Source organism: Streptomyces sp. NC-S4 (assembly GCF_054353315.1).
Window position 1 is genome coordinate 8486259 of sequence record NZ_CM135937.1, and the last position, 23998, is coordinate 8510256.

The following is a 23998-nucleotide window of genomic DNA, read 5'->3' on the forward strand; positions in this document are numbered from 1 at the left end:
TGAGGCATGATCGGGGGATGTCTGATCGCATCATCGCCGCCTGTGACGGAGCGGCCAAAGGTAATCCCGGGCCGGCCGGCTGGGGTTGGGTCATCGCCGACTCCCAGGGGCGCCCCGAGCGTTGGGAGGCCGGTCCGCTGGGACGGGCCACCAACAACATCGGTGAGCTGACCGCCCTCCAGCGGCTGCTGGAGGCCGTGGCCCCGGGGACGCCCGTCGAGGTGCGGATGGACTCCCAGTACGCGATGAAGGCCGTGACCCAGTGGCTGCCCGGCTGGAAGCGCAACGGGTGGAAGACCGCTTCCGGCCAGCCGGTCGCCAACCGGGAACTCGTCGAGGCGATCGACCGGCTGCTGGCCGACCGCGACGTCACCTTCCAGTACGTTCCCGCGCACCGCGAGGACGGCGACCACCTGAACGCGATCGCCGACCAGGCCGCCAGCGACGCGGCGGTCACGCAGGAGGCCGCCGGTACCGCCCTCGGCAGCACCGAAATGCCGGTCCCCGCTCCGGCCGCGGCTTCCCCCGCGCGCCGCAAGGCGGCCGCGCCGGGGAAGCGTTCGTCCGCGCGCAGCGCCCCGGGCGGCGGCGGATCCCGGGCCATCAAGGCCAAGTTCCCCGGGAGCTGCGCCTGCGGAAAGCCCTACGCGGCCGGTGACATGATCACCAAGAACGGCAGCCGGTGGGGTCACCAGGCCTGCGGCTCGCTAGGGTCGGTGGACGCGTAGGTACTCCACCTCGTAGGACATCTGCGAGACGCCCGGGTCGGGCGCCGGGTGGTAGCGCCCGGCGCACACGGACAGGTTGACGATGAGGGACGCCCGCCAGTTGCGTCCGACTCCCCGGCGGTCGGCGAAGACCCGGATGCCGTTGACCCACCACACGACCGAGCGCGTCCCGAACTCGACCTTCAGGTCGATCCAGCCGCCGGGGGTGATGGCGGAGTTCCGGTAGTAGCGCGAGCCGCCCTTGACGTGGTTGGAGAGCTCGAGCAGATCGGGATTGTCGGGGTGGTACTCGAAGACGTCGATCTCGTTGCCGCCGTCCCGCCAGGTCCAGATCGCGGGCCAGGCCCCGATCTCGGAGGGCAGCCGCACCCGCGACTCCAGTACGTCGCCGGTCCGCACCATGAACCCCTCCTCGCTGCCCTCGGTGGTCAGCAGGCCCGCGTTCCACTTGCCGTCCGGGCGGCGGGTGGCCCGGAAGGTGCCGGTGCGGCTGTAGGAGGGGTCGGCCACGAGGTAGTCGAGTTTGTTGTCGCCGGTGTTGGTGGGTCCGCCGTTCGGATAGGCCCAGGACCGGCCGGCGACCCACTGGGTGGTCGACCTGAAGTCCGCGGTGAAGACCGGGGCCCGGGCGCTCAGCGGTGAGTCCCCACCGGTGGGGGTACCGGTGGAGCGTCCCGTGAGCCGTCGGAACCAAGTGAGAACCTGAGTGAGCACGAGCGGCTCCTTCCCCATGGATTGACGCTCTAGGAACATGCCCGGTCGCGGTGCGTTACATACCGGTGGACCGGTTTGTCTTTGGCCGCCCGATCGGCACCGCCCGTCCGGTCGCCGGGGCTGGCATCAACATCCGTTTTCCGTAAGCCAGTTAGGCGTGCCCGTGGCGGGGTAACATCCGTGCCGTGGGGGGACTGGTGGGAGAGAACAGGGGGAAGGCCGTCCTGCGCGCCTGCGGCTGCGCGGTGGCTGGTCTGTTCCTCGTCGCGGGCTGCGCGGCCGACGGTACGTCGAAGGACGGCGCGGCGAGCGGCACGCCCGGGGCATCCGCCACGCAGGGCACGGGCAGCCCCGGCGCGAGCACTCCGGCTGCCCGGCCGAGCGGTGCCGTCCCGATCCCGATGCCCCCGGTCGACGAGTCCAAGCAGCCGAGGACGGCAGCCGAGGCCCGTGACCTGCTCGGCCGGATCATCGTCGCCGAACAGGACCTCGGGCCCGAGGTGGTGCGCAGTGCCCCGTTCGAGAGCGGTCCGGGCCGCTGGCCCGTGCTCGACGAGAGCTGCGTCTGGCAGACCGAGGGCCTGCCGGACGACGTACTCGCCACGAGCACCCGCCACTTCCACATCCCCGCCGGGGGCGGCCGCGGCCGGGTGCGGATCAACGCCACGGTCACCGTCCACCACAACCGCGAGGAATCCGGCTGGGAGACCGCCCGCGCCATGGAAGAGGTGCTGCGGTGCCCGGACCAGAAACTGCGTGAGGGCGAGGAGCTCAAGAGCCTGTGGGGAGGCGCCCTCTACCTCGGCGAGCAGATGAACGAATGGACCGAGGACGCCTTCACCGAATCCGGCAAGTACGTCGGCGCGGACGGCGGCCCCTACCCCTACACCTGGTCCCAGGCGCAGTTCGGACCCGTCACCGTGGCCATCGCGGCCAAGGGCGCACAGGGCGTCACCGACGACGACCTGAACGCCTACGTGGCCAAGGGCACCGGCCAGATGATGTACCTGGCCAAGCAGGAGCTCGGAAAGGCGGCGGGCTGATGGAGCCGCTCCATCCCTCGGACCCCTCCCGGATCGGCGGCCACCGGCTCCTCGGGCGCCTCGGCGCCGGCGGCATGGGCGTCGTCTACCTCGGCCGGACCGACGACGGCGCGCTCGCCGCGGTCAAGGTGATCCGTGCGGAGTACGCCGAAGAGGCCGACTTCCGGGCCCGCTTCCGGCGCGAGGCCGAGATCGCCGCCGAGGTGGACAGCCCGTGGGCCGTCCGCGTCACCGGCGCCGACCCGGACGCGACCGAACCGTGGCTCGCCACCTCCTTCGTCGCCGGGCCTTCCCTCGCCGAGGCCGTCGCGGCCCACGGCCCGCTCCCGCTGCGAGCCGTACGGATCCTCGGCAAGGCCATGGCCCGGGCCCTCGCGGTGATGCACGAGCAGGGCCTCGTACACCGCGACGTGAAGCCCGGCAACGTCCTCCTCGGCATGGACCGGCCCCGGCTGATCGACTTCGGGATCGCCCGCGGCGGCGAGCACACCGCCCTGACCTCCGCCGGCGCCGTCCTCGGCACCCCCGGCTTCCTCCCGCCCGAGCAGGCCGAGGGCCGCCCCGCCGAACCGGCCGGCGACGTCTTCTCGCTCGGCTGCCTCCTCGCCTACGCCGCCACCGGACGGCTGCCCTTCGGCACCGGCACCGTCGACGCGGTGCTCTACCGCACCGTCCACGACGAGCCCGACTTCGGCCCCGAGGTCCTCGCCGACCCCGAACTCACCGCGCTGCTGCGCACCTGCGTCGCCAAGCACCCCGACATCCGCCCCGGGGCGCGCGAGCTGGACGCGGCACTGACCGAGGACACCCCGGGGGAGGGCACCGACTGGCTGCCCGACCCGGTCGTCGCCACCATCGCCGAGCGGGCCGCCGCGCTGCTGGCCCTGCCCGGCATCGACGAGACCGTCGCCGACCCGGACGCCGCCCCCGCGCCCGGCACGGCCGCGCCGGCGCCCACCCGCAGGCGGTTCCTCGCCCTCGCCTCCGGCGGCGCCGTCCTGGCGGCGGGCGGCGGCCTGGCCGCCTGGCTGGCGCTGCGCGACCGGGACGAGCCCGGCACCCCGGCCGCGGACGCCCCGCGGCAGTGGGTGATCGGTGTGCACGCCGACCTCTCCGGCCCTCAGAAGGCCGCCGGACAGGCCCAGGAGCGCGGGGTGCGCCTCGCCGTCGACGCCTTCAACTCCCGCAAGGACAAGCCCTTCACGCTCACCGTCGCCACCGCCGACGACGGCGGGAAGGCGGACCGTTCGGCGGCCGCCGCCACCGGACTCATCGCCAACCGCGACCTGTTCGCCGTGGTCGGCCCCACCGGCAACGACTCCGTGATCCCGTGCCTGGAGCTCTACGGCGAGAGCTCCGTCCCCCTGGTGACCGTGTCCGCCCTGGCGACGACCTTCAGCGTCACCGACCGGCGCAGCTTCTTCCAGAGCTGCCCGATCTCCTCGGCCCAGGCGGCCGCCGTCAACCTGCAACTCGCCGGCAAGCAGGGCGTCCGGCGCATGGGCATCCTCAGCGACCGCGGCGGGGACACGGACACCTGGCAGGCCGCCCAGCTGATCGGCCGCACCATCGCCTACTTCGCACCCGAGGCCACCTACTACGGGCGCGTCGTCCCGCGCGGAGCCACCGATTTCGCCCCGGTGGTCGCCGATCTGCTCGCCCACGGCATCGACGGCCTCTTCTACACCGGCACGCCGGCCGGCGGGGCCAAGGTCGCCGGGCTGCTGGCCGCCGCCGGTTTCCGGGGCCCCCGGGCGGCCGACTACACCATCGCCGGCCCCGAGTTCCTCGCTGCGGCCGGGCAGGCAGCCGAGGGCTGGCAGTTCTTCACCCCGTACACCGGCCCGGAGTCACCCGAGGTCGCGGAGGTGACCCGGGCGCACCGGGCTGCGTACGGATCCGCCCCCGACATCTGGACGGCGGAGGCCTTCGACGCCACCGGACTGATCATCGACCGGCTGGTCACCGCCGCCGCGGGCGGCGCACGCCCGACCCGCGCCGCGCTGCTGACCGCGCTCACCCAGGGCACCTTCCGCGGCCTGACCAAGGAATACACCTTCGACGAGCGACGCCAGGTCAAGGGCAACATCTACTTCACGCACCAGGTGGAAGGGGGCCGGATGCGCTACGTCGGCCCGGCCGTCCAGCCCGCGGCGGGATAGCCCCGGATGCGCCCCCTCACCCCCGCCGATCCGGCCGCGATCGGCGGCAACCGGCTGCTGGGACGCCTCGGTTCGGGCGGCATGGGGACCGTGTACCTCGCCCGATCCGCCGCCGGCACCCTGGTCGCCGTCAAGGTCATCCGCGCCGACCACGCCGCGAACCCGGACTTCCGCGCCCGGTTCCGCCGCGAGGTGGAGGCCGCCGGGCAGCTCACCGGGCGCTGGGTGGTCCCGGTCGTCGCCGCCGACCCCCTGGCGCGCGAACCCTGGCTGGCCACCCCCTACGTCCCCGGACCCTCCCTCGCCGAAGCCGTGGGCGGGTACGGTCCACTGCCCGTCCGGGCGGTACGGACCCTGGGCGCCCGGCTCGCCGAGGCACTGGCGCAGGTGCACGCCGCCGGGCTGGTCCACCGCGACGTCAAACCCGGCAACATCCTGCTCGCCCCGGACGGGCCCCGGCTGATCGACTTCGGGATCGCGCGCGCCGAGGGCGCGGTCACGCTGACCGCCGTGGACGCGGTCCTCGGCACCCCGGGATACCTGGCACCGGAGCAGGCCCGTACGGACGGCGCCGTGGCGGGCGCCCCGAGCGACGTGTTCTCCCTCGGCTGCGTCCTGGCGTACGCGGCGACCGGGCACGGTCCCTTCGGCGGCGGGCACGCGGCCGCGGTGGTCTACCGCACGGTGCACGACGAGCCCGAACTCTCCGGACTGCCGGCGGAGCTGCTCGAGACGGTGCTGGCCTGCCTGGCGAAGGACCCGGCGGCCCGGCCGACCCCGGACGAGCTGTGCGCCGTACTCGGAAGGGACCTCCCCGGCCCGGACGGCGAGGACTGGCTGCCGCCCCCGCTGCCCCGCCTGATCGCCGAACGTTCCACCAGGGCCCTGGACCTGCCCGTCCCCGAACCGACCCGGATCGATGTGCCCGGGGCCACCGGCCGGGGCCTCACGCGCAGACGGCTGCTCGGGGCCGGCGCGGGCCTGGCCGTCATCGGCGCGCCGGTCGCCTGGTTCACCACCCGCGGCCGGGCCCGCGGCACGGCACCGCCGCCCGCCCGCGCGCTCGCCACCCACACCCTCGGCCTGCAGGCCGACCTGAGCGGGCCCGGCAAGGAGACCGGCCAGGCGCACGAACGCGGCATGAAGCTCGCCGTGGAGCGGCACAACAGCCGTCCGGACGCCCCGTTCCGACTGGCCCTGCGCGTCGCCGACGACGGCGGGGACGCCACGCGCGCCGCACAGGTGGTCAAGGAGCTGGCCGCCGACCCTGCGGTGCTCGCGCTCATCGGCCCCACCTGGGACGCCCCCGTGCCCGAGCTGGTCCGGGCCTGCGACGCGGCCGATCTCGCCCTGCTGCTGGTGTCCGCCGACAGCCCCGAGACCGCCCCCGCCCGGGACGGCTGGCGCAAGATGGTCGCCACCCGCCCGGCCGGCGACCAGCTCGCCCTCGCGGTGATCGACTACTTCAGCCGGATCCGGCCCGTTCACCGCACGGGCCTGGTGGAGGACGTCGAAGGCGGTGAGCCCGCCTACCCCGTCATCAAGGCCCTGCAGCAGTCGGCGCCGTCGGAGGGCACGCTCAGCGTCCACCGGATCCCTGCGGGAACCTCCGACTTCGACGGCGCCGTACGGGCGCTGGCCGGGGCCGGGGCCGAGGCCGTCGTCTACGCGGGCACCTCACCGCAGCGCGCGGCCCGGATGGCCCGCGCCCTGACCGAGGGCGGATTCCAGGGCCGGCGGCTGGGCCTCCAGCACGCCATGGAACCGGCCTTCCTCACGGACGCCGGTCCGGCCGCCGACGGCTGGGTGTTCGCCGCCCTGTTCACCGACCCGCTGGCCGTCCCCGCCGCCGCCGAGTTCGTCGCCGCCCACCGCGCCGCGTACGGGCAACCGCCCGCCCGCTGGGCCACCGAGGCGTACGACGCCGTGGGACTGCTCGCCGCGACCCTGAGCGGCCTGGCGGAGGAGGGGCGGGACCGGGCGGGCGTGACCCGCCGGATCTTCCGGACGGCCCACGAGGGCCTGGCCAAGCCGCTGTCCTTCGACCCCAACACGCACGTGCTGAACAGATCCGGCACCGCCCACCTCTACCAGGTCGAGTCCGGCGCCTACCGATACCTGGGCATCTACACGGACGTGAGCCCCGGGGCCGGACGGTGACCGGGGGCCGCGGGCGCCCCGGCGCGGCTACTCGAACCGAGTGGTGTCGCCCGCGCCCCGCCGCACGATCTCGATCTCGCCGCCGGAGAAGTCGATCACCGTGGTCGGCTCGGTACCGCAGTCACCCGAGTCCAGAACGGCGTCCACCTCGTGGTCGAGCCGCTCCTTGATCTCCCAGCCCTGGGTCATCGGCTCGGCCTCGTCGGGCAGCAGCAGGGTGCTGGAGAGCAGCGGCTCGCCGAGCTCGGCGAGCAGGGCCTGCGTGACGACGTGGTCGGGAATCCGGACTCCGACCGTCTTCTTCTTCGGGTGCAGCAGCTGGCGCGGCACCTCCGAGGTCGCGGGGAGGATGAAGGTGTAACTGCCCGGTGTCGCCGCCTTGATGGCGCGGAACACGTCGTTGTCGATCTGTACGAACCGGCCCAGCTGCGCGAAGTTCTGGCACACGAGGGTGAAGTGGTGACGGTCGTCCAGGTTCCGGATCGACCGGATCCGGCCGATGCCGTCGCGGTTGCCCAGCTGGCAGCCCAGAGCGAAGCAGGAGTCGGTCGGGTATGCGACGAGCTTCCCGCCACGGATCATGTCGACCACGCTGTCGATGGTGCGCCGCTGGGGATTCTCGGGGTGTACGTCGAAGTATTTCGCCATCCGCCGAGCGTACGCGCTCGGGACCCCGGCACCGGTACGCCCGCCGTACCCGCCTGCGGCCCTGCCCACCGGTACGCGGGTGACGGGTGCGACGATGCGCGGATGCGCACCCTGAACGAACTGATCGACGTCGACGGACCCGCCTGGCCCGAACTGAGCGCGGAACTCGGCGCGGCAGCCGTTCCGGTCGAGGTACTGCCGGCCGATCCCGACCTGGCCCGCGCCTCGCTCCTCCAGCTGCAGGTCACGGCGCGGTCGTACCTGGGCGCGGTGGTGCTGCACTGCGGCGGCCTGCTCCTGGACGACGGCTGGCTGCGCGTCCTCGGCAGCCCCGCCCCCGACGACCGCTCCCGCGGGCTGCCCGGACTCGCACGGGCCAACGCCTTCCCCTCGGCGTTCGACGCCGACTGGCGCCCGGATGCCGGGCTGGTCGTGGCGTACGACGTGCTGGGCGGGGTCTTCGCCCTGAACGGCGCGCGTCCCGCCGACGACGGCCGCCCCGGAGGACCGGGCGAGATCGTCTACTACGCCCCCGACGCGCTGCGCTGGGAGGCGCTCGGGGCCGGCCATTCGGCGTGGCTGTCCTGGCTGCTGTCCGGGGCCCTCGACCGGTTCTACGCCGACCTGCGCTGGTCCGGGTGGCGGGAGGAGGTCGCGGAACTGAACGGCGGCCGGGGGCTGTCGCTCCACCCGCCCCTGTGGTCCGCCGAGGGCCGTGGCGACCTGGCGGCGACCAGCCGTCGCGCCGTCCCCATGCGGGAGCTGCTGGGCATCGGCCGGGAAACCGGGCGGCAGTTCGACGGGGTCGACCCGGGATTCATGGGCACGGTCTGACCGGCCGGGGCCGAAGGCGCACTTTCGGCAGTGCTACGGCCGCGAGGCGGTGCGGCTGGTGCAGCACCACCGCCCGGACGTGGCCGTCCTGGACATCCGGATGCCGGGCACGGACGGTATCGCTGCCGCCGCCGAGATACGAAGGACCGTACCGGCGACGGGAGTCGTGATGCTGACGACCTTCGGCGAGGACGACTACATCCTGCGCGCCCTCGGCGAGGGGGCCACCGGCTTCCTGATCAAGTCCGGCGATCCGGAGGAGTTGCAGGCCGGTGTGCGGGCCGTCGCCGACGGCGCCGCCTACCTGTCACCGAAGGTCGCCGCCCGGGTCGTCGCCCATCTCGCGGCCGACGGCGCGGGGGCCCGGGCGCACCGCCGCGCCGCCGCCCGCACCCGTGGGCGTCGTGCGGATAGTGCACGCCGACCAGGACCCGCAGCAGGGCGCCGGCCACGGCCACCGGGAGGGCCAGGCCCGCCAGCCGGGGACGTACGAGCGTCACCCCGACCGCCAGCGCGGCGGCGAGGGTGGCGTGATTGCTCGGGAACGACCAGTCGCCGGGCGCGGGACACGGCGCGACCGCCAGGGCCCCGGCCACGGCCCGGCACGGCCGTTCCTCGTCGACCAGGAGCTTCAGCGCCTCGCTGAGCGCGTAGGCGGCCACGGTCCCGGCGGCCGCCAGGGCCACCTCGGCCAGGCCCGGCACGTCACGGCGCCGCAGGGATTGCAGACCCAGCGAGAGCAGCAGCAGGGCCAGGAGCAGCACGGTGCCCCCGCTCGCCGCCTCCAGGGCCGTCCCGGCCCAGGCCGGCCAGTCGTCGGCCACACTCCGGGCGAGCGACCGGTAGGCCGTCGCCGAGACGCCCTCGGTGACGTGTACCGGCTCGTTCGTGCCCAGCGCGCCGCCGGGCGCCGCCCCGGCGACGGCCGCGGTGCCCGCCCCGGCCGTCGCGCCGGCGAGCAGCAGCCGTCGGGCCCATCCGTATCGGGTGTTCGATTCCATGGGCCCCGACCGTAGGAATGCCGGGGTCCGTCCGCCCCGGCCGAACGGCCGGCCCGGCCCCCGACGAACGTCGGGTTGCGGTGTCCGCCGTCGCGTGCATGGCGAGCGCGCGGCGACGGCGCGGTGGTCCCGGCGGGGCCGTTCCGGACGCTGCCGGCCGGGTTCGGGGGCACGATGAGAGGAAGCCGTGCGCCTCGGACCGCCCCAGGGCGGGTGGCGGCGGGCGGCGGCTGGCCGACGATGCCGGAAGGAGCGTCGCCGATGGGTGCGATCGACGGGGCGGGGACCGGTGGGATCCGACCCGGCATGGCCGGGGTCTCGCCGCCGAGCGGTCTGCTCGACGTCCTGAACGTCGCGGCGGTCGTCCTCGACTCCGAAGGGCGGGTCGCGCTGTGGAGCCCCCAGGCCGAGCAGCTGTTCGGCTGGACGGCGGAGGAGGCACTCGGCCGTCCAGCCGCCCGGCTGCTGGCCGCCAACGAGCACGTGGGCCTGGTCACGGAGCTGTTCGCGCGCGTCATGGGCGGCGCGGGGGACTGGGCGGGAGCCTTCCCGGTACGGCGCAGGGACGGCACCACCCGCCTGGTGGAGTTCCGCAACATGCGGCTGCTCGACGAGCACGGCGAAATGTACGCCCTCGGCATCGCGACCGACCGCACCCGGCTGCGCCAGCTCGAGCGCGACCTCGCCCTGTCCGCGCGCCTGGTGGCCCAGTCCCCGATCGGCCTCGCGGTCCTGGACACCGAGCTGCGGTACGTGCTCGTCAACCCGACGCTGGAGCGGATCAACGGGCTGCCCGCCGAGCAGCACATCGGCCGGGGCGTCCGCGAGGCCCTGGCCTTCCTCGACGACGCGGAGGCCGCCGAGTCGGCGATGCGCCAGGTCCTCGCCACCGGAACGCCGCTCCTCGAACAGTTCACGGCCGGCCGCACCCACGGCGGAGACCGCACCGAACACGCCTGGTCGGTGTCGTACTACCGGCTGGAGGACGCCACCGGCCGGGTACTGGGCCTCGCCACCTCCGTGGTGGACGTCACCCAGAGTCACCGGGCGGCCATCGAGATCGCCCGCAGCCGCCGCCGCCTCGCCCTCATCGCGGACGCCACCGTCCGCATCGGCACCACCCTCGACCTCGACCAGACCGCACGGGAGCTCGCGGACGTCGTCGTGCCCGAGCTCGCGGACATCGCCGCCGTCGACATCCTCGACTCCGTCCTCGAAGGCCGGCCGACCCTGAGGTCCTCCGCCCACGAGCCGGCGGTGTTCCGGGCGCTGGCCCTCGCGGCCGCCTACCCCAGCGACGCCGTCCGCGCCGCCGACCCGCCCGGCGACATCGCCCGCTACGCCGCCGACCGGCTGGTCACCCAGTCCGTGACGACCGGCCACCCGGTCCTCGTCGCCCACGTCCAGGCCCAGGACATCTCGCGCATCGCCCGCGACAGCACCGCCGCCGACCTCCTGAGCCGCGCAGGGCTGCGCTCCTACCTGGCCGTGCCGCTCATCGCCCGCGGCGAGGTCCTCGGGGCACTCGACCTCAAACGCACCCGCAACCCGCTGCCGTTCAACGACGACGACATCGTGCTGGCCGGCGAACTCGCCGCCCGCGCCGCCGTGTGCATCGACAACGCCCGCTGGTACCGCAACGCGCACCACACCGCCCTCGCCCTCCAGCACCACCTCCTGCCGCACCACCCGCCGCCCACACCCGGACTGGAGGTCGCCTACCGCTACCGGCCCGCCGCGGCCAGCAGCGAGATCGGGGGCGACTGGTTCGACGCCATCGCCGGACCGGACGACACCACCGTCCTCGTGGTCGGAGACGTCATGGGCAGCGGCATCAACGCCGCCGCCAGCATGGGACAGCTGCGCACGGCGACCCGCACCCTCGCCGAACTCGCCCTCGACCCGCCCCAGGTGCTCCACCAGCTGGACCACACCACCGCCGCGCTGGAGGAGACCATCGCCACGTGCGTCTACGTCGTCTACGACCCGCACGCCGCCCAGTGCCGGGTCGCCCTCGCCGGACACCTGCCCCCGGTCCTCATCCGCGCGGGCCGGCGGCCCCGACTGCTCGACCTGCCCACCGGGGCGCCGCTCGGCGTGGGCGGCATCCCCTTCGAGTCCACAGCCATCGCCATGGACCCCGGCGACCAGCTCGTCCTCTACACCGACGGCCTGGTCGAAACCCGCGACCAGCCCATCGACGAACGTCTCGACCTCCTGCTCGCCCTGCTCGCCGACATCGGGCGCCCGCTGGAGGAGACCTGCGACCGCCTCCTGGACTCCCTGCGCCGCACGGACGACCACGACGACGTCGCCCTGGTCATCGCCCGCGCCAGGACCCTGCCGACGGGCTCGGCCTAGCGGTGGCCCGGCCCGGCCGGCTGTTATCGTCCGGGTATGCCCGAGCTCATATCCCCCACCCCCCGCCTGCACGCTTCCTGGCTCGCCGCGCAGCGGGAATGGGGACCGGACGCCCACCTGGACGGCGGCGGGCTCGGCTCCGACGACGAAGTGGACACCCCGGAGGGCTTCGCGGCCTGGGTGGAGCGGCTGCACCGCCAGTCGGACCGCACCCTGCCGGTCGACCACGGCCGGGTCCATGCCACGTACTGGTGGATCGCCGAGGGCGACACGTACCTGGGCGCGATCGACCTGCGGCACTACCTGAACGGCTTCCTCCTCGACGCGGGCGGCCACATCGGCTACAGCGTCAGACCCTCGGCGCGCCGCCGCGGCCTGGCCACCTGGGCCCTGGCGGCCGTCCTGCACGAGGCGCGCGTCCTGGGCATGGACCGGGTCCTGCTGACCTGCGACCCGGACAACGAGGCATCGGTCCGCACGATCGAGGGCAACGGCGGGGTACTCGAGGACACCCGCGAAACCCTGATAGGCCCCAAGCGGCGCTACTGGATCGACCTCTAGGCCGTCACGCACCGACAGGAGCCGCCCCAGCCGTTCGCGACGCGATTCGACGGAATACGGGTGATCTCGCCGGTCTTCACGCGACTGGGCCTGCCCGCCGGGGAAAGGCTGGAAGGGAATCCGCGGGCGGGGGCGAGAGGTGGCAGCGCCATGACGAACCCGGCTGAAGTCGTCACGAAGACCCTTCAGGCACTCACCAAGGAGCTGGCGGGCGAAGCGGCGGAGGAGACCGCGTCGACGGCTCCGCCACTGCCGCCCCCGGAGCCACCGGTCGCCACCGACATGAGCCTGGACCCCGGTGGTCTGAACAGCGTCGCGGGCCGCGCCCGGCAGGCCTACCAGAAAACGTGTATGTGGATCCTGAGCGTCTTCGCCGCGTTCGGCCTGCTGATCTTCGGCTCCCTCCCCTTCACCAACATCGGCAAGGTGAACGGGTTCGTCAACCTGTTCTGGCTGTGGACCGGCCTGGCTCTCGCCGCCCTGGGCATCGCGCTGGCCGTCCTCGCCGTTTCCACCGTCTTCAGCCCCGCCGTTACCAGCCTGGGACATCTGGGGCGCAGGCTCGCGCGGATCCCCAGAGGTCCGGAGGGCGACCCCCTTCCCGATCCCACCCGTGCCACGAGGTTCTGGAAGCCCCGGAAAGCAGCCCTGTGGAATCTGCGCAACACCCTTGAGGGGGATGACGCCCGCGCTCACCTCGGCCCCGGCGTGAGGTCGGTGAAGCAGCTGATCGAGAAGCTCGGTGAACTGGACGACCACCAGCTCGGGGCCGCCCGGTCGGAGGCGGCGAAACGAGCGGGCCTGGCCGCGCTCGACAAGGCATGCGATGCGCACGTCGCCGCCGTCGCCACGCTGACCCAACGCCTCGAGGCCATCGGTGCTCCGGGGACCGACCGGGCCAAACAGCAGCTGGTGGCCGCCGTGACCGAGGCCCTTCACTACGAGATCCACGCCGGAGACGCCGTTGCGCGCGAACGTGCCGTCCGAGCACGGGAGATGGCGACGGCCGCGAGACGCCTCGCCGAGTACGACACCGTCATCAAGGAGTACCTGGGCCACCGGCAGCAGGTCCTGATCGAGGCCAACGTCCTCCTCATGGGCGGACGGTTCCGCCTGGCCCGGCGGCTCATCATGGTCGGCGTCCTCTGCACCCTGATCGGTGGGGCGCTGTACGCGAGCAGGCTGCCCCCGGACGAGGACGGAGGCGACAAGGCGAAGGAGGGGACGGCCCAGGTCGCCTCCTGGGATCGGTACGTCCCCGCCACGGTGGAGATCGACGCGCAGACCGATGCGGCGGGCCTGCTTCCGGTCGGATGTGCCGAGCGGCGGCTTCGGGCCCTGCGCGACGCGTCCGTCCCCGCTCCGGCGCCGAAGGACGCGTACACGGTCGTGATCACGGACCCGCCGTGCCGCGGCCTGGTCACCGTCCCCGAGAACCAGGGCGCGATCGTTTCCCCCGCTCTGCCGTGAGGCCGTGGAGGAGCCCCGTGTCGTTGCCCCGCCCTGCGGCCGTGGTGGGTCGATAGTGGGACGGTGAGCGACAGGCCGGAGGGACCCGGGACCGGTGGTGCCGGGGACGGCACCGCCTGGTCCGGAGATGCGGGGGCGCGGGCCTTCGCGGCGGTGGAGGCGGCCACGGACTGGCTGCTCGGGTATCCGTTCGTCTTCCGGGCCCTGACCCGCCGGATCGGCGCCGGCGAGGTCCTGGTGGACTACGGATGCGGGCCGGGCAAGGTGGCCGACAAGGCGGCGCGGCGGCTGGGGGCACGGGTGCTGGGGGTGGACACCTCCCCGGAGATGCTGGCGCTGGCCCGTGCCTCGGCGACCGCGGTGGCCGGGTACCACCTGGTGGTGAACGGACGCGTGACCGCCCTTCCGGACGGCTGTGCGGACGGGGTGATGTGCAACCACGTACTGGCCTCGCTGCCGACCGAGGAGGCCGTGCTCGGCGTGTTCACCGAGATCCGCCGGCTGCTGCGGCCGGGCGCCCCGTTCGTCCTGCTGGCCACCGACCCCGCGTGCAGCGGCACGGAGTACGCCTCGCTGCGGATCGGCGACCCGGGCGCGGTGTACGGGCCGGGCGACGCACTGACCGTACGGCTCCGGCGCACGGACGGATCCTGGCAGGAGGTGCGCAACCACGCGTGGCCCGTCGCAGTGCTCCCCACCCTGCTGGAGCGCGCCGGATTCCGGGGCGTCGTCCAGCAGCGGCCCACTGTCGACGAGGCACTGATCGTGGCCGACGCGGACTTCGCGGCCGGCCGCGCGTGGACGGCGGAGCGGGCGCGACCGCCCCTGGTGATCACGACGGCCCTCGCGGTCTGACGGAGCGTCACCGCACGGGATAGCCGCCGGTGCTATCGTCGCGCCATGTCGTCCAAGGCCGAAATAGACGTGGTGACCGCCGAGTTCTTCGGCGCCTTCGACAACCGGGGCGGCAAGGCCGCCGATCTGGACCGGATCCGGCGGCTGGTCCTGCCGGGCGGAGTGATCACCATGACCGGCCCGCAGTTCACGGTCTGGACCGTGGACGAGTTCGTCGAGCCGCGCCGCCTGTTGCTGGCCTCCGGCGGGCGCCTCGCCGAGTTCTCCGAGTGGGAGACCTCCGAACGGACCCAGATCGCGGGCGACATCGCCTCGCGGTTCGGCGGGTACCGCAAGTCCGGGATCCTGGACGGCGAACCGTTCGAGGGGGCGGGCACCAAGACCATCCAGTTCGTCCGCACCGCGGACGGCTGGCGGATCGCGGCCTTCGCCTGGTACGACCACCAGCCCTGATCACGCCCGGCCGGGGCGCAGGCCGTTGACACATTGGGCCGGTCATGGTGCGTGTGCGAGTTCTCGGTCCGCTGGACGTCCGGGTCGGCGGGGAGTCCGTGGTCATCGCACGGCGACGGCAGCGGACCGTGCTGGGCCTCCGGGCACTTCCACGGCGCCCTGCACCCCAGCCCGGCGGGCACCCGGATCGCCTCGGACGCCTGGGTGTGGCACCCCCTCGGGCGGCCCGTCGCCTGGAACCTGGACCAGTGGCTCACCGAAGGCGAAAGCGCCTGGGCCGGGGACATCGGCTGGGCCGGCCTGCCGGCCTGCGCGTACTACTGGGACCGCTCGATCGTGTGGCTCGACGAGGACCGCCTCGTGCTGGAAGGACTGGGCGACGACGAGGAGGAACTGGTGCCCGGGGCCCGCGTCTTCGACCTCGGCCGCCGAGGACCGGGCGGCGCCGGCGCAATGGGGGAGCCCGCCGAGATCGCGGCCTTCGGCGGCCCCAAGGGCCGCTTCTTCGCCGCGGACGGGCTGCTGTTCTCCTCCTCGGAATCCGGGTTCGAGATCTGGAACCCCACCACCGGCACCCGCCTCGGCGCCCTCGCCGGATTCCGTCCCACGCACCACGACCTGGCCCGCGGCGAACTGATCGAACTCTCCGGCATCGGACTGCGCCGCTGGCGGACCGCCGACGCCGGAGCCTGACCGGCCGCTACCGGCCGGCCCGGGCCGGGGCCGGGGGCAGCGCGGTGCCGAGTCGGACGAGCCAGTCGGCGGCAGAGCCCCGTACCCCGGGGTGGGCCGCGCGGAAGCGCTGCCACGCCCGCTCGTCCACCCGTACGCCGGCCAGGCCGGGCGGCGCTTCCCGGAGGGGCCGCCCCCGGCAGGCCTCCGCCAGCAGCACGGCGTCGTACAGGTCCTTGCACCGCGGACCGTCCTCGGCCGCGGCGTCCGCCACCAGCCACCGCAGCTTCCAGGCCAGCGACAGTTCGCGGCTCGCCGTCCGGGCCACCGTGACCCCGCCGTCGCCGCGCGGTACGGCCGTCCAGACGGGTGCCTCGGGCAGCCGCTCGTCACAGGAGAAGTCCAACTGCGCGACCCCCACCGGGCCGGAGTCCGCCCGCCACGGGATCAGGACCCTGATCCCGGCGGGCCCGTCCCCGCCGTTCGTGTACGCGTAGGCCCACGTACCGTCCCGGCGCGCCCCGTCCGCGTCCAGCAGGACGCCCGCGGCGGCCCGCGGGCGGTCGCGGACCAGCTCCAGCAGGTCCTCGTACGGCGGGAAGTCCGCGGGCTCCGGCTCCGGTTGCCAGACCAGGCCCTCCGGCGGGACGTTCGCGCGCAGCCCCCGCGTCTCGAACTCCTCCTCCCCGTCCACCCAGATCTCGTAGCGGGCCGCACCGTCCGCGGCCTCCGGCCACTGCTGCACGGTGTCGTACGCCGTGACGTACGGGTGGGGGTCCCGCCGGTCGACGGGGACCGGCGACGGCGGCGGCACGACGAAGTCGAGGTCACCCGGCGGCCGGGCCCGGCCACCGACCCACGCGGGCATGACCATGCTGCCGCGCAGGACCAGCTCGTCGCCCCACGCGGATTCCGCTATCAGCCGCAGGAGTTGGTCGAGGGCCGCGCGGCCGGGCCCAGCCGCCGTCCGGTCGTTCACCGTCATGCGGCGACTGTAGGCGCGACCACTGACAGGGCCGACCGGGCCCGGCAACGGCTCATCGGACCAGGGTGCTGCGCCTGGTCGTGCGACGCGTGGCAGTACGGCCCGCGGCCCCGCACCTACGCGTGCGGCGGGCAGCAGCCGTCGCGCAGCATCTGGTCCAGTACCGCGCGCCACCCGGCCGGGTCCGGATCGCGGTCGGGCGGCGCGGCGGACGGGGTGAAGGCACGCTCCAGGGACGGGCGTTCACGCAGGATCCCGCCGCGGACGGTCGCCCGTACCCGGACCAGGTCGTCGAAGTCGGTGAACGGATCGCCGCCGACGAGGGTGAGGTCGGCGATCCGGCCGGGCTCGACCGTACCGAGCCGGTCCGCGACGCCGAACATCCGGGCCGGGGCCGAGGTCACCGTCGTCAGGGCCGCCGCGGGCGTCAGGCCGTACCGGTGCAGGGCCCGCAGGGCGAGGTGGAGGTGGAGGCCCACCGGGGTGAGCGGCGCGTCGGTGCCCAGCGCGAGGCGCCCGCCGCCTTCGATCACACGGCGGTAGAAGTCGACCTCCCGCTCCAGCGCCGCGCTCTGTTCCGCGCTCGGCGGCCCGGCGGCCGAAGCCCGGACGGCCGCCACGTCCCACGGCGGCATCAGGGACGAAACCCGCGGATCGTCGGCGAGCGCCGGATCGGCGCCGATCAGCGGGAGTGCCGTGAAGGGGGTGGCGATCAGGTCGAAACCACCGCGCGTGTAGACCTCCAGGGTGTCCTGGTACGTGAATCCCCGCGGGGTCGCACCGTGCCCGTACTCGGCCCGCTCGGTCGCCACCAGGTGCGTGGTCAGGTCCTGGCCGGACCGGATGCCGGGGGCGCACAGATGGGAGCCGGCCAGGACACCGAGCCGCTCGTGCGCGAAGCGGGCCGCCTCGGCCATGTAGGCGTAGGGCGCCCGTACGTACGTCTTGACGAAGTCCCAGTCCAGCGCCGCGGCCCGGGCCAGCGAGCGGGCGAACCCGGCGCGCGTGCGGTGGGCGCGCCCCATGCTGTAGGCGACCCGCGAGCCGTCGAGGAGCTCCCCGCCCGCCAGCAGGCGGGGCGCGGCGAGCAGCCCGGCCCGGATGTCCTCGCGCAGCCGGGCCTGTTCATAGGCCGAACCGCCGAGCGAGACCACGGTCGTGACCCCGTACGCCAGGTGCAGCGCACCCTGGCGCGCCCCGTAGGTGTAGGGGTACGGATGGACGTGCGCGTCCCACAGGCCGGGCAGGACCGTGCCGTCGGAGCAGTCCACGGTGCGGGTGGCGCGGCGGCCCGGCCGGTGCGGCTCGACGGCGGTGATCCGGCCGCCGCCGATCAGGATGTCGACGTCGGCGCGGGGCGGGGAGCCGGTGGCGTCCCACAGCAGTCCCGCGTGCACGACGGTGTCGACGGGCGCGGGGCGCCGGTAGTTCAGGGAGACGGGCACGGTCCGGGGCGCTCCGGCCGGTGCGCCCGCGCCGTCGAGGGCGAGCAGGCGCAGCCGGGCACCGGACTGGTAGAGCAGGGTGCGGGAATCGGCGGACCACGAGGGGTGGTCGGCGGGCTCGTCGGTCAGGCGGCGGGCCGGTCCGGTCGGGGCGCCGTCGGGGCCGACGGGAAGCAGCCAGAGGGCCGACTCGGCGACGCAGGCCAGGAAGCGGCCGTCGGGGGACCAGACCGGGCCGGAGGCGTAGCGGTCCGCGAGCGAGGCGTGCGGGGCGAGCGCGTGCAGGCGGCCGGCCCCGGTGCCGGTGTCGACGATCCGGATGAGGTTGTAGCCCTCGCGGAAGCGCCGGCTGAGCCGGTTGCGGTCGCAGAGGGCGAGGTGGCGGCCGTCGGGCGACCAGCTGGGCGGGCCGGGCAGACCGCCGCCGCCGAGGGCCGCGACCAGGGCCGTCTCGGTCCCGGTCGCGAGGTCGCGGACGAGGAGCCGCCCGGCGAGGTCGAGGGCGGCGAGCTTGCTGCCGTCGGGCGACAGCACCCCGTAGACGCGGCCGCCCGCGGCCAGGACGCTCTCCCGGCCGCTGTCGAGTTCCCGGCGGCGCACGGTGTTCAGGCCGTCGCGGTCGTCGGTGTAGACCAGTGCGCGGCCGTCCGGGCTCCACACCGGACCCTGGACGTAAGCCGTGACGGGGGCCTGGACGATCTTGCGGGGAGAGGCGCCGGTGACGGGCGCGACCCACAGCGCGTTCAGTGCGGCGAAGGCGACGCTGCGGCCGTCGGGGGACAGGGCGGGCAGGTGGATACCCCGGACCGGAAGGCTCCGCTCGGCCTCCAGGACGTACTCCTTGACTCGGTAGCGGGGCCGGGACACTTCGAGGGTGGCGTCGAGGGGGATCACGCTGTCGCCGTCGCCGTCGTCCCGGTGGGGGCGGATCACCCGGAACCGGCCGTCGAGGGTGATCAGCAGCCGGTCGTCGCCGATCCAGCGCGGGGGAGCGGGGGCGAGGTCACCGTCGAGGGGGACCGGACGGCCGTCGGCGAAGAGCGTGAGGGTCTCGGCCTTGCGGGGGCCGGGAGCCGCGGAGAGCCAGGCGGTGCGTCCGGCCGGGGAGAGCGCGGGAGCCAGCAGTCTGCCGTCGGTGGCGGTGTGCTCGACCCGGACCGGGCCCGCTCCCGGGCCTCCGGCACCGGGTCCGGTGGTGGCGGCGGAGGCAGGGGCGGCGGAGGCAGGGGCGGCGGTGGCGGCGGAGGCGGTGGCGACGGAGGCGATGGTCCGGGCGGTCAGGGTGTCCCCGGTGGGTGTGCCGCGTACGAACAGGACGCGCGAGCCGTCCGGCGACCAGACCGGGTCGAAGTCCTCCCACTCCCCGTCCTGGCCGGGGCCCTCCTGCCCGGGCAGGCCCGTCAGCCGGCGCGGGCGGCCGCCGGCCGCCGGGACGGTCCAGATCCGGTACGGGCTGCCGGCCACCGGGTCACCGCCGCGTTCGGAACAGAAGGCGAGGGTGCGGCCGTCCGGCGACCAGGCGGGCGCGCGGTGGTCGAACGGGCCGTCGGTGAGCGGGCGCAGGGCGGAGCCGTCCGCGTTCATCACCCAGATGTGGAAGGTGCCGCCCCGGTAGGCGCTCATCGCCACCCGGCGGCCGTCGGGGGAGAACACCGGCCGGCCGGGTTCCAGGTCGGGCGGGGTCAGTGCCGTCGCGGGCGAGCCGTCCGGGGGCAGCGACCACAGGACGCCCTGGACCTCGGCGACGACCCGGTCCCCGGTGGCGGAGGCGGTGGCCGCTCCGTTGGTCGCCCGGGTGAAGCGGAGCCGGACCGGTTCACCGGCGGCGGCGTCCGGGACGGCCGCCGCCCCGGACGCGCGGCCGAGCAGCGCCGTCAGGGCGCCGGCCGAAGCCGCCTGCAGTACGGTCCTTCGCGCAACTCGCAACCCGATCACTCGCCCCGTCCGTCGGTGACTGTCCCTGATGTCCCGTCAGCCACGTAAACGATCACGACCCCGGTCGGGCAACGGGGCCGTGCGCGGGTGCGGTGGGAAAAGGGTTTGACCTCGTGGGCGGCCGGCGATCGGATGAGGCTCCATGAGTACTGCACAGACGATGCACGCCGGTGCGCACCCCGTCGACGAGGACCTCGTAAGCCGTCTGATAGCCGGTCAGTTCCCCCGGTGGGCCGGGCTGAGCGTGGAGCGGCTGCCGTCGGGCGGCACGGTCAACGAGATGTACCGGCTGGGCGACGGCATGGTCGTACGGCTGCCGATGCTGGCGGACGGGGCCGAGGACGTGGCGACCGAGCGGGAATGGCTGCCCCGCCTCGCGCCCCGGCTGCCGGTGGCCGTTCCCGAGCCGCTCGGGGCCGGGGAGCCCGCGGAGGGCTACCCGTGGTCGTGGTCGGTCTACCGGTGGCTGGCGGGGGAGAACCCCGAGGCCGGGGCGCTGCACGAGCCGGTGGCGCTGGCCCGTGACCTGGCCGCCTTCGTGTCGGCGATGCGGAGCATCACGCTGCCGGCGCCCCCCATGGCCTACCGGGGCGGGCCGCTCGCCCTGCTCGACGCGCCGACCCGGGCGGCGATCGAGGAGCTGCGGGGGATCCCGGAGGAGGGCGTCGACTGCGATGCCGTGGCCGCCGTTTGGGAGGACGCGCTGCGGGCCCCGGAGTGGGACGGGCCGCCGGTGTGGCTGCACGGCGATCTGACGCCGGGCAACCTGCTGGTGGACGGGGGCAGGCTGACCTCGGTCATCGACTTCGGCTGCGCGGGGGTGGGAGATCCCGCCTGCGATCTGTTCCCGGCGTGGAACCTGCTGCCGGCCGGTGCGCGGACGGTCTTCCGCGAGGAGCTCGGCGTGGACGACGCGACCTGGCGCCGCGGCCGGGGGCGGACGCTCTCGCAGGCGCTGAACGCGCTGCCCTACTACCGCACGACGAACCGGACGATGGCCGCCAACGCCCGGTACGTGATCCGGGAGGTGCTGGGGGAGGACATGCGGTGAGGGCCGCCCGGGCCCGGCGCGGGTGCGCCGGCCCCGGGCCCGCCGTCCGGCGGGCGGGTGCGCTCAGGAACTGGCCGCGGCGGTGCAGGCCGGGCTGCCGCCGCAGAAGGTGACGTCCCAGTGGTTGCTCTCCCGGGCGTAGACGTTGCCCGCGGCGGAGCGGTAACGGGCGGCGCCGTCACCGCGGTTGGCGATCCGGGTGAAGCTGCCGGTGACGTAGTTGCTGACACAGCTGGTCGGGCTGAAGTCGATCTTGTAGCCGTTCCAGTGGCTGTAGGTGCCCGAGGCGTGCCCCACCTCCGTGCCGCCCGTGATGGTGAGGGCGCAGTGACTCGCGTTGCGCAGGGTGCTGACGTCGCTGATGGTGGCTGCGTTGACCTGCTCCAGCGAGGTGCACGTGCCGTTGTTCCGGTCACTGCAACCACCGCTGGAGGACAGGCCGATGCCGCCCGTCGCGTTCAGCCTGCTCACGGCCGACGCGTGGCTGAGCTTTGCCGGGGCGGCCTGCGCGGTACCGGGAACGAGCAGGGCGACGAGGGCCGCAGTGGTGCCGACGAGGGCGGTGGCGAGGGTGCCGCGGACTCGACTGCGCATGAGGATCTTCCCCTTCTCCGGATGGGTGTCCTGACGGCTCACACTTCAGCAGGGGGAGCCGGGTCCGCGCAGGCCGAGCGGCACATCTGTCCGGTACGGCAACGGCCCCGGCCGGATTCCCCCCGGCCGGGGCCGTCATCGGGCGGGCGCGGCCGTCCCGCGCGCCCATGCGATCACCAGAGCACGGGCAGGCGCTCCGGGATGCGCTTCATGAAGCGGGTGCGCCAGACGAGCTGGTCGACCGGTACGGCGAGCGCGAGGCCGGGCATCTTCTCCAGGAGCACCTCGATGGCGATCTCGGTGTGCCGCTTGCCGAGCGCGGTGGCCGGGCAGTAGTGCTGTCCGCCGCCGAAGGAGAGGTGCGTGCCGGCGTTCGGCCGGTCGATGTCCGCGACGTGGGGGTCGGGGTACACGTCCGCATCGGTGTTGGCGGCCTCGACCAGGACGAGCAGCAGCTCGCCCTTCTTCACCTCGACGTCGCCGAGGGTGACGTCCTCCAGCGCGAGCCGGGGCAGGCCGTCGGCGATCGACAGGTTGATGCGCAGGAGTTCGTCCACCGCGGCCGGGATCTTCTCCGGCTCCTTGCGCAGCCGCTCCCACATCTCGGGGTTCTGGAGCAGGGAGAAGATCGCCATGGTCAGGAAGCCCATGGTGGAGATGACCCCCGCGCCGAACAGCGTGACGCCCACGGTGGCGAGCATCTCATCCGTCAGGTGGTCGTATTCGGGGTCGTCGCGCAGGGCGGCGAGCTCGGCGATCAGTCCGGTGGTGGTGGGGTCGTCGAGGCGCTCCACCATGTAGGCGATGTCGCGGTCCCAGTTGAGCTTGGCGCCGGTGACCGGGCAAGCCGAGTTCATGAACGCGATGTCGAGGCTGGCCGCCAGCCGCGGCGCGTCGGACTCGGGGATGCCGAGGATACGGCAGTGCAGGTTCTCGGCGTACGGGTTGGTGAACTGGCCGCGCAGGTCGACGGGCGCCCCGTGGCTCAGGAGACTGTCGACCAGGCCGGTGGCCTGGGCGCGCATCCAGTCGGTGAGCCCGGCCGTCTTCGGGTTGATCGCCTTGAGGACGGCCTTGCGCAGTCCCGCGCCGGTGATGTTGCCCATGTTGTTGACGACCTCGGGCGGGATCGTCAGCGCGTACTGGCGGGGCGCACCGGGGGCCGAGGTGTCCTTCAGGCTGAACCGGGGATCCTCGAGGACCTGCTTGGCCAGTGGATAGGAGGAGACGAGCCAGGCTTCGTCACCGGCTATCGTGCGCACCCGCTTCACCGGCTCGGCGCGCAGCTCCTCGATCTCGGGCGGCAGCTGGTCGCCGCGCGCGGAGAAGGGGAAGTCGAGCAGGGTGTCAGCGGACATCGGGGGCTCCTTCGGCGGGGGTGATGATGGCGTGACCCTGGTTGCGCGAGGCGCGCAGGCCCGAGCCGCGTGAGTAGAGCAGTTCCGCCATGGGCAGGAGCTGGTGGTAGCAATTGAGGGAGGACGGCACGCCGAGAATGGCCGGCGTGTCGAGGAAGAGCGGCATTTCGGCGCAGACGTACTCCAGGCACACGTCGCGCTGCCGTGTGGTGGCGGCCTTCCCGTTCAGGACCTTGGACGAGAGGAACGCGTCGACCAAGGTGTTACTGGTCTTGCGGAACTCCGGGTCGGTGTCCAGCAGGGTGGTCAGGTGACGGTGGAGCGCCCGGTAGGCCGGGATGTCGGTGAGGGAAGACATCGGGCGGGCGCGGAGGCGGACGCCGGTGGGATCGGCCTCCGCGGCGGCGTTGTTCACCTTGGCGCGGACGCCGCGCAGGTTCTTCACCGCCTTCCGGCGCGCTTCGTCCTCGCCGTAGCCGAGAGCCTCGTACATCTCGGCCACGTGCATGTCGGTGTAGATGAGGTCGACCTGCTCGAAGTTGCGCAGGCCCCAGTGGGCAAGGTCATTGACACGTTGGGCCGAGAAGTAACTGTTCCCCGGGGAAATGCCGATGACGGCATGATCGCCTTCGGTGCTGATCACCTGGCAATGCGGGGTGTACGGCCGGACTGTGAAGACTTCGGTTGCTGTCGTCAACAGGGGTCGGGTCCTTTGCGCCGCTAGTCCCATGGGGCCCTGTGCCCCGGGTGTGGCGGCGACGTGAAGGAAAGCTACCCGAACTGTGAGCGACGTTCCATGTCTTCTGGGTAGTAACTCATCTGTCGGACAGGACAGTTGACCCGGGCATCCTTTGGCGGCGGCCGATTCCGCCCCGTTGAAGCTCTGTTGGCCGCGATTTACCGGGAGTTTCCGCAGCGGTCACCGATGTGGAATCGGTCGGCCGATCGGAATTTCTCCCAATCGATTC

The 23998-nt window shown here is 73.8% G+C and carries 19 protein-coding genes and 2 pseudogenes; 13 read left to right on the plus strand and 8 right to left on the minus strand.

The genetic code is table 11. The features are described 5' to 3' along the window. Window positions 1-17 precede the first annotated feature (17 nt). Window positions 18-728 (plus strand): ribonuclease H family protein, encoded by a 711-nt coding sequence (locus tag ACXNSR_RS38045; RefSeq protein WP_458639901.1) that lies wholly within the window; start codon window positions 18-20, stop codon window positions 726-728. Here ACXNSR_RS38045 and ACXNSR_RS38050 read toward each other — a convergent pair. Continuing rightward, complete coding sequence (locus ACXNSR_RS38050; protein ID WP_458643501.1) at window positions 708-1364, minus strand: LamG domain-containing protein; 657 nt, start codon at window positions 1362-1364, stop codon at window positions 708-710. The two genes, ACXNSR_RS38045 and ACXNSR_RS38050, sit on opposite strands and share 21 nt — an antisense overlap. A 275-nt stretch (window positions 1365-1639) precedes the next feature. Between ACXNSR_RS38050 and ACXNSR_RS38055 the strand changes: the two genes are divergently transcribed. Genes ACXNSR_RS38055 through ACXNSR_RS38065 form a run of 3 tightly spaced genes read left to right on the plus strand, consistent with a single transcriptional unit; the run spans window position 1640 to window position 6807 of the window. Further along, on the plus strand, window positions 1640-2485 hold the full coding sequence (locus ACXNSR_RS38055) for a hypothetical protein (protein ID WP_458639902.1): 846 nt from the start codon (window positions 1640-1642) through the stop codon (window positions 2483-2485). Continuing rightward, complete coding sequence (locus ACXNSR_RS38060) at window positions 2485-4647, plus strand: bifunctional serine/threonine-protein kinase/ABC transporter substrate-binding protein (protein ID WP_458639903.1); 2163 nt, start codon at window positions 2485-2487, stop codon at window positions 4645-4647. The genes ACXNSR_RS38055 and ACXNSR_RS38060 overlap by 1 nt, the downstream gene beginning before the upstream one ends. A 6-nt stretch (window positions 4648-4653) precedes the next feature. Continuing rightward, on the plus strand, window positions 4654-6807 hold the full coding sequence (locus ACXNSR_RS38065; protein ID WP_458639904.1) for a bifunctional serine/threonine-protein kinase/ABC transporter substrate-binding protein: 2154 nt from the start codon (window positions 4654-4656) through the stop codon (window positions 6805-6807). Between the two features lie 27 nt (window positions 6808-6834). On the opposite strand, the gene ACXNSR_RS38070 is transcribed toward ACXNSR_RS38065, so the two are convergent. Beyond that, on the minus strand, window positions 6835-7455 hold the full coding sequence (locus tag ACXNSR_RS38070; RefSeq protein WP_458639905.1) for an L-threonylcarbamoyladenylate synthase: 621 nt from the start codon (window positions 7453-7455) through the stop codon (window positions 6835-6837). A gap of 102 nt (window positions 7456-7557) precedes the next feature. Between ACXNSR_RS38070 and ACXNSR_RS38075 the strand changes: the two genes are divergently transcribed. Then, complete coding sequence (locus tag ACXNSR_RS38075) at window positions 7558-8289, plus strand: DUF2625 domain-containing protein (RefSeq protein WP_458639906.1); 732 nt, start codon at window positions 7558-7560, stop codon at window positions 8287-8289. A gap of 37 nt (window positions 8290-8326) precedes the next feature. Next, window positions 8327-8686: pseudogene (locus ACXNSR_RS38080) on the plus strand (response regulator); the annotation flags it as partial. A gap of 61 nt (window positions 8687-8747) precedes the next feature. Here the strand turns inward: ACXNSR_RS38080 and ACXNSR_RS38085 are convergent. Further along, a pseudogene (locus ACXNSR_RS38085) lies at window positions 8748-9290 on the minus strand (phosphatase PAP2 family protein); the annotation flags it as partial. A gap of 261 nt (window positions 9291-9551) precedes the next feature. Between ACXNSR_RS38085 and ACXNSR_RS38090 the strand changes: the two are divergent. From ACXNSR_RS38090 to ACXNSR_RS38115, 6 genes are all read left to right on the plus strand, one after another. After that, window positions 9552-11651: a SpoIIE family protein phosphatase gene (locus ACXNSR_RS38090; protein WP_458639907.1), complete on the plus strand. Its 2100-nt coding sequence runs from the start codon at window positions 9552-9554 to the stop codon at window positions 11649-11651. 36 nt (window positions 11652-11687) lie between these two features. Then, window positions 11688-12212: a GNAT family N-acetyltransferase gene (locus ACXNSR_RS38095; RefSeq protein ID WP_458639908.1), complete on the plus strand. Its 525-nt coding sequence runs from the start codon at window positions 11688-11690 to the stop codon at window positions 12210-12212. A 150-nt stretch (window positions 12213-12362) separates the two neighbouring features. Further along, complete coding sequence (locus tag ACXNSR_RS38100; protein ID WP_458639909.1) at window positions 12363-13682, plus strand: hypothetical protein; 1320 nt, start codon at window positions 12363-12365, stop codon at window positions 13680-13682. Window positions 13683-13745: 63 nt separating this feature from the next. Beyond that, window positions 13746-14537, plus strand: coding sequence for a class I SAM-dependent methyltransferase (locus tag ACXNSR_RS38105; protein ID WP_458639910.1), 792 nt, complete (start codon window positions 13746-13748; stop codon window positions 14535-14537). Between the two features lie 45 nt (window positions 14538-14582). Continuing rightward, entirely contained in the window at window positions 14583-14990 is a 408-nt protein-coding gene (locus tag ACXNSR_RS38110) for a Cif family virulence factor (RefSeq protein WP_458639911.1), read from the plus strand. A gap of 51 nt (window positions 14991-15041) precedes the next feature. After that, window positions 15042-15683, plus strand: a complete 642-nt coding sequence (locus tag ACXNSR_RS38115) for a hypothetical protein (protein WP_458639912.1) — start codon at window positions 15042-15044, stop codon at window positions 15681-15683. A 7-nt stretch (window positions 15684-15690) separates the two neighbouring features. Here ACXNSR_RS38115 and ACXNSR_RS38120 read toward each other — a convergent pair whose 3' ends face one another. Further along, window positions 15691-16647, minus strand: a complete 957-nt coding sequence (locus tag ACXNSR_RS38120; protein WP_458639913.1) for a nucleotidyl transferase AbiEii/AbiGii toxin family protein — start codon at window positions 16645-16647, stop codon at window positions 15691-15693. 116 nt (window positions 16648-16763) lie between these two features. Then, the gene (locus ACXNSR_RS38125; RefSeq protein ID WP_458639914.1) at window positions 16764-20027 is read right to left on the minus strand and encodes an amidohydrolase family protein; all 3264 of its coding nucleotides are present in this window, start codon (window positions 20025-20027) and stop codon (window positions 16764-16766) included. Window positions 20028-20169: 142 nt separating this feature from the next. On the opposite strand from ACXNSR_RS38125, the gene ACXNSR_RS38130 reads away from it, so the two are divergent. Next, a complete protein-coding gene (locus ACXNSR_RS38130) occupies window positions 20170-21078 on the plus strand; it encodes an aminoglycoside phosphotransferase family protein (protein ID WP_458639915.1) in 909 nt (302 codons plus the stop codon). Window positions 21079-21141: 63 nt separating this feature from the next. Here the strand turns inward: ACXNSR_RS38130 and ACXNSR_RS38135 are convergent, their stop codons facing one another. From ACXNSR_RS38135 to ACXNSR_RS38145, 3 genes are all read right to left on the minus strand, one after another. Then, entirely contained in the window at window positions 21142-21672 is a 531-nt protein-coding gene (locus ACXNSR_RS38135; RefSeq protein WP_458639916.1) for a hypothetical protein, read from the minus strand. A 173-nt stretch (window positions 21673-21845) separates the two neighbouring features. Then, complete coding sequence (locus ACXNSR_RS38140) at window positions 21846-23030, minus strand: cytochrome P450 (RefSeq protein ID WP_458639917.1); 1185 nt, start codon at window positions 23028-23030, stop codon at window positions 21846-21848. Continuing rightward, window positions 23020-23760 (minus strand): cyclodityrosine synthase, encoded by a 741-nt coding sequence (locus tag ACXNSR_RS38145; RefSeq protein ID WP_458639918.1) that lies wholly within the window; start codon window positions 23758-23760, stop codon window positions 23020-23022. The genes ACXNSR_RS38140 and ACXNSR_RS38145 overlap by 11 nt, the downstream gene beginning before the upstream one ends. Window positions 23761-23998 lie beyond the last annotated feature (238 nt).